4 protein-coding genes are annotated in these 13,667 nt (G+C 47.1%); all 4 read left to right on the top strand.

Annotation, left to right across the window (positions count from 1 at the left end):
* The first annotated feature begins 145 nt into the window (after positions 1-145).
* Positions 146-4,072, top strand: a complete 3,927-nt coding sequence (locus L6466_RS11460; protein WP_237802797.1) for a hybrid sensor histidine kinase/response regulator transcription factor — start codon at positions 146-148, stop codon at positions 4,070-4,072.
* 250 nt (positions 4,073-4,322) lie between these two features.
* Entirely contained in the window at positions 4,323-8,168 is a 3,846-nt protein-coding gene (locus L6466_RS11455) for a hypothetical protein (RefSeq protein ID WP_237802798.1), read from the top strand.
* A gap of 168 nt (positions 8,169-8,336) precedes the next feature.
* A complete protein-coding gene (locus L6466_RS11450) occupies positions 8,337-9,956 on the top strand; it encodes a glycoside hydrolase family 43 protein (RefSeq protein WP_237802799.1) in 1,620 nt (539 codons plus the stop codon).
* A 30-nt stretch (positions 9,957-9,986) separates the two neighbouring features.
* Complete coding sequence (locus L6466_RS11445; RefSeq protein WP_237802800.1) at positions 9,987-13,667, top strand: family 43 glycosylhydrolase; 3,681 nt, start codon at positions 9,987-9,989, stop codon at positions 13,665-13,667.

Raw genomic sequence — 13,667 nt, 5'->3', positions numbered from 1 at the left:
TTTTTAACCTGAGATTGTTATAAATGCCTGTTTTTGGCCTCATGAAACAAAAACAAAAGAAAAATTAACTTAATAAAAAGTTTTGTTTTCTTTTCTTTTTTGTATCTTTGCATCCGGATAATGCATGTTTTACCATAACGAACGTATGAAACGTACCATATTATTACTGCTCCTGTCAGTACTCTTTTCTGGGCTGTCTTTTGCTCAGGCAGGATATTTTATTTCATCCGACCGCTTCTCCAGCAGTCTTATTTCTGATTTGTGTCAGGACCGCCAGGGTTCTGTATGGATTGGTACCGACTATGGCTTGAACCGTTTTGATGGCTACCGTTTCCAGACGTTTCTTCATGATGATAAAGATCCCAGTTCCCTTTCCGTTAATGTGGTGGTATCGTTACTCAATGATCGTGAGGGACGCCTGTGGATAGGTACCAACCGAGGTCTGGATCGTTTTGATCATGATACGGAGACATTTGTACATTATCCATTCCCCAATAATATCCAACCTCGTGTGTCCAGCCTGTGCCAGAGCAAGGATGGCAGTATCCTGGTTGGTACATCGGGCTATGGCATCTTCAAATTAGGCCCAAGTGGCAAGTTGGAAGATGTTAATGCCAGTCGTCGAGAGATGTATTTCAGTCGCCTCTTTGAGGACAGTCGCGGCTGGGTATGGAAGAGCGGCTTTGATGAAGACATTGTGGTTTACGATGGTAAAAAGGTGACCCGTTTCAAGTCGCAGGTAGGTAATCCGCAAGGTTTCGTAGAACATGATGGCGAGGTACTTGTCGTTTGTCTGCATGGTTTCATGTCATACCGCAATGGCAAGATGGGTGTCGCCAACATTGATGTGAGTCAGGCTGTATCCCGTGAGGCCGTTTTCACCAATGTGTCTATTGATGAAGGAGGTAATATATATATAGGTACACGTGGTCAGGGACTTTACCGCCTGTCGTCAGACCATTCCCGCCGTTTGGAGCGTGTTGCTATAGATGCCTATGGCATTGACTCTAACACCGCAAAGGTCAGTAGCATTCTTTTTGACCGTAGCGGTAATATGTGGCTGGGCTGTCACCGCAAAGGCCTGCTGTTGATGCCCCTGCGTCCCATGCCGTTTAAGAATTGGAACTTCTTGTCTCAGGGAGTCAACCTTGGTTCTACGATATCTTCCGTTTGCGAAGGCGACAATGGAATGGTGTGGTGTACGGTACAGGGCGTAGGTATCTACGGCTTTAATACCGAGGGACGTGTCGTTGCCCATCCTGCATCACCGGATGCCGTGGAGTTTATTTTCCGTGACCGTCAGCAGCGTTATTGGGTGGGTACTGACGATGGCTTGTTTGCCTATGACCCCGTAACAGGCCGTTCAGAGCTGAAGGTGACATATGACTGTGACCGCTTTAATGATATGACCAGTGATTCCAGTGGCCGTATCTATATCTCCACCTATTCTCGTGGTTTCTGTATCTATGACCCTCAGACAGGTGATTTGCGCAACTATAATTTCTATCAGAATGACTCTGTGCGTGGCAGATTGTGCAATAACTGGATTATGGGCATGTCGTCCGATACGCAAGGATTGATATGGATGGCCACATCTTATGGCGTGTCTTGCTACGAACCCAGTACGGGCAGTTTCCGTTCGCAAGGATGGGAAACATTGCTCGAAGGTGTCGTATGCTTCGATGTCTGCGAATTACGTGGCGGACAGTTGCCCGACGGCCGTTCTCTCCGTGGCTTTATTGCCATTGGTACCGAACAGGGACTGTATCTCTACGACCGCAGGGCACATCAGGTGGAACGCTTCCCAGGCAGTGAACAGCTTAATAATAAGACAGTTTGTTATATCGTCCAGTCAAATGATAACAACCTGTGGTGCTCTACCTCACAGGGTATCTGGAAGTATCAGGTCAATTCGCATAATTTTATCGGTTATGTAGGAGGAAATGGCCTTACCCAGAAGGAATTCCTTTATGGTGTTGGTATGCACACGGATGAAGACCGTATCTTCTTCGCCCATAGTGATGGTCTCACGGTGTTCAATCCCAAGGATCTTAAGGATGATATCGCCTCTTTGGCACCTCTGCAACTGACAGGTGTGCTTGTCGGTGGTCGTGCTGTGACCTGTAATACCGAACTGAATGGTGTCATTGTTACAGATAAGCCGGTGAGCGAGAGTGATCATTTCACGCTGAGCTATCTGGACCATACGATTACGCTGGGCTTCTCGCAGATGAATTTCGATAATCCCATGAACGTGATTTTCGAATATCGTGTTGATGATGGTGACTGGATTCGTAATCCGGTTGGTGTCAATGAATTTACGTTGAGCCACCTGCAGCCCGGTACTTATCATATCCATGTGCGTGCCCAGCAGGGTGGGGAATATACGCCAGAGAAAGAGGTCGTATTGGAGATACGTGCTCCTTGGTATCGCACCAAGCTGGCCTATTTCATCTATTTCGCCATCCTGATGTCCATAGGTATCTATGTCTTTGTGACCTATCGTCGTCGTGCTGCCGAGCAGATGAACGAAGAAAAGATGAAATTCCTGATTAATGCCACGCACGATATCCGTTCGCCGCTGACATTGATTATGAGTCCGCTGGCCAACCTGAAACGTCGTCTTACCGGCACTGATCAGACGGATGCCCTGCGCGATATCGATACCATCGAGCATAATGCGAAACGTATCCTGAATCTGGTGAATCAGATCCTGGATGTACGTAAGATAGACAAGCAGCAGTTGCAGTTGCATTGTCAGCAGACGGATATGGTGAAATTCGTCAATGGCATCTGTAAGATGTACGAGTATAATGCCAGCGAACGTCATATCACCTTCCGTTTCAATCATGAGGACGAACGCCTGGAGGCCTGGGTTGACCGTAGTCAGTTTGATAAGGTGGTAACCAATCTCCTTTCAAATGCCTTTAAGTACAGTTTCGATGGCGGTACGATAGATGTCAATCTCTCGCACGATGACAAGAATCTCAAGCTCCAGGTCGTTGATACCGGTGTGGGACTTGATGGTGACAGCCTGAAGCATATCTTTGACCGCTTCTATCAGGGCACCAACTCTTATCGCCTGCATATTGACGGTACGGGCATTGGGCTGAACCTCTGTAAGATGATTGTCGATATGCACCATGGTACTATCGAGGCTCGTAACCGTCAGGGTGAGAAGGGTTCTGTCTTTGAGGTCTGTCTGCCATTGGGTAAGGAGCATCTGACGGAGCAGGAGGTTGTCGTGGAAACAGTTGACGCTCAACAGTCTCCCAATACCCAACACCTGACATCCAACAAACATCGTGTGCTGGTTGTTGATGATGATGAGGAAATCTGCCGTTATATCTCTACTGAACTAGGACGTTACTATAAGTTCACCACAAGTCCTAATGGTAAGGAAGGCATAAAAGAACTGCTCACAGGCGAATATGATGTCGTGGTGAGCGATGTGATGATGCCTGAGATGGACGGCTTCACTATGCTCCGCATGATTAAGACCAATGTCAATATCGCACATATCCCCGTGGTGATGCTTACTTCCAAGGCCGATGTGGCCAACCGCCTGGAGGGTCTCGAGCGCGGTGCAGATGCTTTCCTGGCCAAACCTTTCGACCTTGAAGAACTCCACATGGTGATTGAGAACCTGATCCAGGGTCGCCAGCGTCTGAAGGGTAAGTATAGCGGTGCCCAGCAGCAGGTGGATAAACTGGAACAGCCAGAGGTGAAGGGTAATGATGAACTGCTCATGGAACGTATCATGAAGGCGGTGAACAAAAACCTGTCGAATAGCGACTTCAATGTGGATATGCTGACACAGGAAGTTGGTATCAGTCGTGCACAGCTGCATCGTAAGATGAAAGAGATGACGGGTATCTCTACCTCAGAGTTTATTCGTAATATCCGATTGGAGCAGGCTGCCCGTCTGCTGCGTGAGCAAAAAATCAATGTCACGCAGGTGGCTTATACCGTAGGCTTCTCAAATCTGGCTCATTTCTCCACCATCTTCCGTAAACATTTCGGTATCGCACCGTCGGAGTATGCTGAGAAAAATGGTGAGGTAGATGCATAAAATACCCCGTTTTGATTTTATATAAACGTGAGTTTCTGATTCAGATACTCACGTTTTTCTTTCTATGTATCGTTGCAAAAGTATTTGCAATACGCGTATTTTTATGTTTTTGGACAAAAAACAAAGTCTATGAGACAAAAATCAAATAGTGTTCGCGCGATTCATATTAACTTTGCGGCGTTTAAAATCGAAACTATCATTTATTATTCACATTTTATTAACTTAATTATTAACTTAAAACTTTATGCACATGAGAAAAACTTACATGATGCTGCTCGCACTGGTGCTCACGATGTTGGGCGTCTCTGATGCGATGGCTCAGAAGATTTATCGCGCAGAGCTCGATAAGTCGATGTTTAAGGCATGGACAAGCGATCAGCCTGGGGCTACCGAAGACACGGATCCCGCTCCAGAGCCCAAATCAAACAATCCGTTTGCCTGCGAGTCAAACCTCTACAAGGAGGTTGCTGCCTATGGAACTATCTTTGGTAGTTCAAATGTCTATTGTCTGTGGTACGCAGACCTGACAGGTACCCAGAAGATGATTGTTACTGGTACTCCTGGTATGAGCATTCGTCTGATGTTGAACCGTGTTCCATTCGTTGAGGGTGGTACTGGTGATGCCGATGGTGGTGCGTATGTTGAATTGATTAAGAACATTGAAGAGAATGGCACAATCGAATTTGATTTGTCTTCTTACGAGTATGTTCACCTGAATGCTATTAAGGTGCCTGGTGGCGGTACTGGTGGTGTTGTTAAGAACATCGAACTTATTGGTACTGTTAAGCCTGTTACTGGTATTCTCAGTATGATTAACAATGGTGATGCTGAGGGTGAAGATCTCTCAAGTTTCCCTGTTTCTCTGGATGGTCCTAACAATGGTGATTCAGCTCCTGATTCACCTGAGATTGTTGAAGGTGGCGTTGATGGTAGCAAGTGCTTCAAGGTGACTGCTTTTGCAGAACCTACACAGACTTGGCATACTCAGTTCTATATCAAGGCTGACGAAGTAATGCCTAAGGGAACTAAGTGGAAGTTGAAGATGGCTATTAAGGCTAGCAAGGAGTCTCATGTTACTACCTCTGCACAGGCTCAGCCCCGTCAATGGAAAGGTGGCATGATCAATGAATTTACCGTAGGCACTGAGTGGACTGACTATGAATGGTCTGGTGAGATTGGTGTTGACGATTTCCAGAGCATTGCCTTTGACTTGAATAATGGTGATGAGCGTAATGCTGATGACAATGGTTGGCTACCAGGTAATGGTGGTACGGAATTCTTCTTTGATAATATTGAGTTCGGTACTGACCTCGGTGGTTCTAATCCCTTGAGCGCTGTTAATATTACTGCTGCTGCGGACGTTATCCGTGTTGATTTCGGTGGTACAACCAATATGCAGGAATTGGTGAAGGCTGCTGGAACTACTACCTTGATCTATGACAATAGTGTTGCTACTGTTACAGTTGATGGCGATCCTGTTAATATTGTATCTGTTGAGGGTTTTGCTGATGGTAATCTGTATATCTTCGTTGAAGATGATATCTATGACGATAATGAGGTGAAGATTGCTTTCAAGAATCCAGAGGACGCTGCTCATCGTCTGCTTTTTGCTACTGGTAAATGGGAAGGCGAGGCCGTTCCTGAGATTAGTGGTCTTGTTGCTACTTACGTTGCTGCACTGGCTGACGCAGGTTATGCCTCTTATCTGTATGGTGAGCCTGAATTGATAGAGATTTCACCTGAGGCTGGTTCATTCAATCTGCCTGCTGACTTTAAAGAAATTACTGCAACCTTTAATCAGTTTGTACAGGTTTCTTCTATAGTCGCTAAGTTGGGTAGTGAATCTCTTACAGCTGCTGGTGTCAATGAGGAAGACGGTTTTGCTAAGGTTGTTAAGTTTACTCGTGCTTCTGATACTCCTTTGAATGGTGTTAATGATTTCGTTATCTCAGCTGCTGAAGGCAAGTATGGTAAAGATTTCGCTTTGCAGAATCCTATCACTGTTGAGTACAGCTTTGGTCCTGTTTCTCTTGATGGTGATGATCAGCCTGCAGTTATCTATACTTCTAACTTCGCAACTGAAGGTGTCGACGCTAATGGTGCTGGTTGGTATGTAAATGCTGGTGCAGCTCTGCAGCCTGCAAACTCTGGTTCTGGTTGCCGTATTATGCACAATCAGGGTGCATTCTCTGAAGACCTCGTATACATTGCCCAGCGTGATGCTGCCAAAGGTGGTGTGGCTGTTTATGGTATCGACGATGATTATAAGCTGGCTCTTGAGGCTGGTAAGACATACCACGTCACATTGAAGGCTTGCCGTCATGACAGATCTGATGTTGCTTTGCGTGTTCAGGTTCTTCCAGAGGCAGCTGTAAGTACTGAGGATGGTAGCTTGATTGATTCTGAAGCTATTTTGGCTGAGGACTTCCAGGCAATTACTCCTGAGAAGACTTCTAAGCTGGCTGTTAACTTTGACCTTGCCGTTACTCCTTCTGAGGCTGGTAATTTCGTGATTCGTCTGGTTCCAAGTAAGGAGAATGGTTCTTTTGCTGGATACGATGACCCTGTTTGCTTCGGTGACGTTAAGGTTGAATACATTCCTAACGTAATGGGTATTGTTGAGACCAAGGCCCTGCAGACTGCTCTTGCTGATGCTAAGACCACACGCGATACTAATAATGGTGAGCGTTATGCCGGTGAGGCCTTCACTGCTCTGGATAACCTGATTAAGGAGGTTGAGGCTAATATGGGTTCTTACTATGCTCCTTCTACTTATGCTAAGAAGACCGAGGAACTTAACGAAACTGCAAAGGCTCTGACAGACCACGTTGCACTTTGCGACGAGTACGACAAGTTGCCTCAGCAGGCATTCGACCTCTGGGTAGAGAAGAAAGAGTCTAAGTTCATTGATACTGAGTACTTCAAGAATCTGGTTACTATTGTAAATAAGTACTGTACTTATGGTGATGAAACCACATTCAATGAGGATACTCAGGAAGAGGTTACCACACTTGTTCTGAAAGATTTCGTTAAGTACTACACAACAGCTGAGCTGAATACTGCTAAGAAGGAACTGTCTGACGTAATCACCATGGCTAGCAAGTGGCTCACTGAAGGTCCTTCAACCAAGGGCTGGAACCAGATTACCACTGGTTATGCTGCACTCCACGAGCGTATCCGTCGCGGTGTTGAGTTGCTGAAGAGCCTCGGTGTTGCTGACGATGATCCTCTGATTGTACAGGCTGATGCTGAGCTTGGCGATAACGACGAAATTGCTGACGCTATTGCATTCCGCGCTAAGTCAATTATCCTGGAAGACCTGGCTAAGGGTGAAGAATCTACACTGTTTGCTCCTGCCGGTGATGAGGGTGAAACTCCTTCTTACGACCTGAGTGTATTCTTCAAGAACCCGAACTGCTACGGACCTGCTAACTCTACAGAGGTTCCTGGTTGGACCAGTGTAGCTGGTAACGGCTTCGCATGGAGCTCTTGGGATGGTGCACAGAACCACAGCGCTAACACTCCATATCCTGAGGATTGTGATATTCACGCTGGTTGGCACCCCAATCCTTATGCAATGGTTGAACAGACCGTTACTGAACTGCCTGTAGGTACCTATGTTGTTACTGTTAAGTGTAATGACAACGGCAATTCTTGGAATGCAGCTACTGACGAAAATCCTGGAAGTGGAACGTGTGCTTTCGTAAGAACATCTGCTAATCCTGCTATCGAATCTGGTGCAGAAGTTGACCGTGAGGTAGATTTCGCTGCTTATCTTACTGGTAGTGGTGATTTCGGCGGAGAAGATGGAATTACAATTGAGGATGGTCAGCTGACTGTTGGCTTCTACTATGGTAGTACTTCTCAGGCATTCTTCGAGGAGATCACATCTGTGAAACTGATTGCTCCTCTTGCTGGTCACGACTACAAGAAGGACCAGGAGACCAGCATCGAGACAGCCGCTGCTCCTTCAGTACGTTCTATCCTGGTTTATGACTTGAATGGACGCCGCGTCATCAAGGCTAACAAGGGTCTGCAGATTGTGAAGAAGCAGATGAGCGATGGTTCAGTACGTGTTGAGAAGGTTGTGAAGTAATTCTTCGATACAATTCATATCAAGGAGGTGTGCTAGAAATAGCGCACCTCTTTTTGTGTTTGTAGCATATATGCAACAAATAGAAACAGATAAGAAACATACGTAGGTGTTATTTTACAATCTTTTTTCTTACCTTTGCACGCAGTAAAGAATAAAAACCCAAAACGAATGAAAAAACTGTTACTTACCTTAGCCGCAGCGCTCCTGTTGGGAGCCGGCGCACAAGCGCAAATTAAGAATCCTATGCTTTGGGCCGACGTGCCCGATCCAGATGTCATCCGTGTAGGCGATACTTTCTATCTTGTATCTACCACCATGCATCTGATGCCTGGCGGTCCTATCATGGCATCAAAAGATTTAAAGAACTGGGAGACCGTGGGCTATATCTTCGATAAGCTTACCGACTCGCCCAAGTATGACCTACAGGAAGGAACTGTATATGGTCGCGGACAGTGGGCCACTTCCCTGAAATATCACGATGGGAAATTCTGGGCTTTACTGGCTCCCAATGAGCCAGGTTCTATGGGCGACACGTATATTTTTACGGCAGAGAAGGCGGAGGGTCCTTGGACTATCCATTCTCGTCTGCGCCATTTCCATGATGCTACTTTGTTCTTCGACGAGGATGGCACACCCTATGTTTTCTTTGGAACAGGCGAGATGTGTCAGTTGACACGCGACCTGAAAGGTGTTGTGGAAGGTTCGCTGCGTCATTATTTCCAGCGTGAGGCCGATGAGCGTGGATTGTTGGAGGGTACACGTGTCATCAAGCACAATGGAACTTATTATGCTCTGCTTATTTCTCATGTCTATGCCCCTGGCCGTCATCGCCGTGAGGTGTGCTACCGCACTAAGGACCTGAATGGCACATGGGAGAAGAACACCGTGCTGGAGTCTGACTTCGGTGGTTTCTCTTATTTGGCACAGGGTACCATCGTGGATACCGAGGAGGGCGACTGGTATGGTATTATGTTCCAGGATCGTGGTGGCGTTGGTCGTGTGCTGACGCTGAGTCCCGTTCGCTGGATTGACGGTTGGCCACAGTTGGGCGATGAGAATGGAAAGGTGCCTGAGACGATGCGTCCTTATCGTAGTGGAATGCCCGAGAAAGGCATCGTTTGTTCTGACGATTTCTCAGGTGAGAAGTTAGGCTTGCATTGGGAATGGAATCATAACCCCATCGATAATGCGTGGAGCTTGAAGGAGCGTCCTGGATTCCTGCGTCTGAAGACCAATCGCGTGGTGGAGAACCTGTACTTGGCACCCAACACGCTGACGCAGCGTATGGAGGGTCCTACCTGCAGTGGTTATATTGCCATGGATATCTCAAAGATGAAGGATGGCGACTGTGCCGGACTGGCTGCCTTTAATGGCGACAGCGGTGTGCTGACCATCAAGAAGCAGGGTAAGAAGTCTGTCCTTGAGATGAGTGAGCAGAAAGTGAGCCTCACAGATCGTGAGAAGGCTGTGACCAATGTCGAGGTTAAAGTCATCGAGACCGTGGATCTGTCTGCTGCCTTTAAATCTCAAACCTCAAAAAGCAAGTCTCAAATCATCTACCTCCGCCTTGATGGCGATTTCCAGCCCGGTCATCATGATGTGGCTAATTTCTATTATAGTCTGGATGGCGAGAACTGGACAAAGATTGGAACAGAGAACTATCGCATGATTTTCGACTATCGTCGTTTCTTTATGGGCACGAAGTTCGGAATCTTCAATTATGCCACCAAGAAAGCTGGCGGCTATGTTGACGTGGATGCGTTTGTATATAGCAAGAGTGAAAAATAATATATATCAATGACTAGAAAGAAAAGCACTATGAAGAATCGTTTGATTGTTTTTTCGGTGGCATTGATGCTTAGCCTTGCAGGTTGGGCACAGAGTGTAAAACCGCTGCCTTCACTCCATGTGGAAGGCAAATGGCTGGTGGATACCTATGGTAATCATGTGGTGTTGCACGGCTGTATGGATACACCAAGTATGTGGTTTAATGGTAACCGCTGGGGCGGTGGCTATAATGATACCGGAGCCAGGAACTGTATGGCTTACTTTGAGAAGCTCTATACAGGACTGCAGGCAGCTAACTGTGATGTGTTCCGTCTGCACCTTGATCCGGCTTGGACAAATGACGGCAGCGTCAATGCTGCAGGATTCACCACGGTCAGTGGCGACAAGAGTAAGGACCCGCTTGGTCAGGAGGTAGGCGGCGAAGCTAACATACATCATTTCAGTGAGGCTCGTCTGAAGCATTTCATGGAAGTGCTCTATGTGCCATTGATGAAGATGGCGATGGCCCATGGCATGTATGTCGTGGTACGTCCCCCGGGTGTGTGCCCTGGTGAGATTCGTGTTGATAGCTATTATCAGAAATACTTGCTCACGGTATGGGATATCGTGTCAAAGGATAAGACCATCCAGAACTTCTCTGGTCAGATTAGTCTGGAACTGGCCAATGAGCCTATTGGTGTGAAAAATGCTAATGGCAGCGAGAGCGATGCTACCTTGCATGATTTCTTCCAGCCTATCGTGGATAAGATTCGTGAGAATGGCTTCAAGGGTATTATTTGGATACCAGGTTCTGGTTATCAGTCAAACTATCGTGGCTATAAGAAATATCCTATCAAGGGTGATAACATCGGTTATGCTGTGCACGACTATCCCGGATGGTACAACTGTAGCGATGAGAAGGTAGATCGTGACGGTCTGACAAAGAGTAAGCAGGATAATCTGAACAGCTTCCTGGATGCGGTGCCTGTGGTCAAGACCAATCCCGTGATTATCACTGAGGTGGACTGGAGTCCGTTGAAGGAACCAAAGGAGATTGACCACTATAACGAGATGGGACAGCCTACTTATAAGAATCTTGGCACTTGGGCCACGGCATCAACCTCGAAGTGGGGCCTGTGTTTCAAGAATCTGCTCGATTATTGTGGCAATATGTCCATGACGCTGACGCATCCCCACGATTATATCGACCTGGACAAGCTGATGCAGGACCCTAAGCATCCCGTTCCCGCTTTCAATGGTAATACAGAGGCATGTAGTGGTGCCTGCTGGGAGTGGTATGCCGACTATATCAAGGTGGACAGACCCGTAGCCGACTATCTGTGTGATATCCCCGTTGCTGACAATGGCAACGGCACTTATACTAACCCTGTGGTGAGGGCAGATATTCCCGATCCTGATGTGATTCGTGTGGGCGACACCTATTATATGGTATCTACCACGATGGTTCATTTCCCTGGCGCTACCATCCTGAAGTCGAAGGATATGGTGAACTGGGAATATTGTGCTAACCCACTGGAGAAACTGCTCGATGACGATAGGTATAACCTGCGCAATGGTCAGAACTTCTACTCTAAGGGTATGTGGGCTTGCTCTATGAAATATCATGACGGTAAGTTCTATATCCTGATTAATGGCAACGACAGCCGCGCATGGTTGCTCACGGCTACCGACCCCGAGGGCAAATGGACGGTGAAGCGTCTGGCACATAACTACTATGACCCAGGCATGCTTTTCGATAATGGAAAGGTCTATATCGTTTGCGGTATCAATCATCTCACGATGGTGGAACTGGATGAGAATTTCAACGAGCTACGCAGTAAGGTCGTCGTGGTACGTGATGATGCCGGTCTCGAAGGTTGCCACCTCTATAAGCATGGCGACTACTATTATATCTATGCCACATACGGTGGCTGGCCCAGTGGTCAGGTTGCTTTCCGTTCTACCGATCCGTTTGGCACCTACGAGGAGAAGATGCTGGTGGAGAAAACCATCAATGGTCAGGTGAACACCATCCATCAGGGTGCCCTTATCGAAGATACTGAAGGTAAGTGGTGGACCATTATGCAGCAAGACCTTGGTGCCCTGGGACGTTTCCCCAACCTGCAGCCTGTTACATGGGTGGATGGTTGGCCTATCGTCGGCAATAACGGTGTGCCTTATCAGACCTATACCAAGCCTGCCGGTACCAATGAGTATCCCAGACAGATGACTACCACCGACGTGTTCCGCAATTTCCCTCTTGACATGCAATGGGAGTGGAACCACCTGCCACAGGCAAATGGCTATAGCCTCTTTGAGCGTGCCGGTTGGCTTCGCCTGAAGGCTACCAGTACCACCAACCTGTTGTCTCAGGCACAGAACACGCTGACACAGCGTATCTATATGCGCAGTGATAAACCTTCTATTGGTACTATTCGTTTGGATGTGACCAAACTGGCAGACGGCGACCGTGCCGGTATCTGCATCTTCCAGGATCCCTACGCACAGATTGGTGTGGAGAAGAAGAATGGTGAATATAAGATCTACTGGCGCCAGGATGCCTTGGATGGTGCTGCTGCCTCAACGAAGGAACAGTATGCTTCGGCCACAGTGACAGATATTGTCTATCTGCGCGCCTCTTTCAACTACAATACCAGTAAGACGAAGTTCTACTACTCGCTGGACAACAAGACATGGACAGCTTTTGGTGGTGAGACCTCTATGGGATTCAACCTGAGTGTATTTGTCGGTGCCCGTTTCGGCCTGTTCTGTTATGCTACCAGTGCGCTTGGCGGTGGTTCTGCCGATTTTGACTGGTTCTCTACCGAAGAAGATTTCGATGAGGATGCCCTCTATCAGCCTTTCACCAGACCGCTGGATGAGTCGATGTTCACGGCTACCCAGTTGGCACCTGCAGCTACTTCTATGTATCTGAAGATTGGTGCCTTGTATGCGCCCCGTATCACGGCTACCTTCAAGGATAAGCACACGGAGAATGTGTCATCGCAGGTTACTTTCGAATCGTCTAATCCAGAAAATGTGGAGATTGTTAATGGTCAGTTGCGTGGACTGAAACAGGGTTCTTCTGTCATTACAGCTTCTTACACAGATATTTTGGGCAATAATCTTGAAACATCGTTTACGGCTAATGGCACCTACTTCCCCTTGGGACAGGAAGACGTGAAGGTCCTGAAAGGTAGCGGTACCTATACAGAGAAGAACCATATCTTTGTTCCAAATAAGAACGGACGTATTGGTTGGTCTTATGATACGCCTATTGATATCTCAGAGTTCAGATATTTGGTTATCAAACTGATTTCGTTGACAACAGCAACGCCTAATTTCGGTGTTATCATCTGTCCCAAGATAAGTAATGTATGGTATGCTTCTGAACTCGCAAGAAACAAGGTGACTGTGATTGATTTGCAGTCGGCCCGCTATACCACGGCAGTGAAGAAGAATCAGCCACTTGACCTCACCAATATTGCTTCTATCAGTCTGACAAGTGACGGTACGACTGCTACGGCAAAGATCTATGTGAGCGAGGTGTACCTGACCAATGAGAATCCTGTAGGTATTGACGAGGTGGAAGTAACGCCTCATACCGGTAAGGTTAATGTCTATACTCTGGCCGGTCAGTTGCTGCAGGAAGGTGTCAGCCGCAGCGAGGCTGTGAAGAGTCTGCCTGCAGGTATCTATGTCATCGGAAACAAGAAAGTGATTATCAGATAA

Origin of the sequence: Prevotella communis (genome assembly GCF_022024175.1) — a bacterium.
In the GTDB taxonomy this organism is placed as follows: Bacteria; Bacteroidota; Bacteroidia; order Bacteroidales; family Bacteroidaceae; genus Prevotella; species Prevotella communis.
Note: the sequence above shows the minus strand (reverse complement) of the source record. Positions and strands in the feature narration are given on the sequence as shown.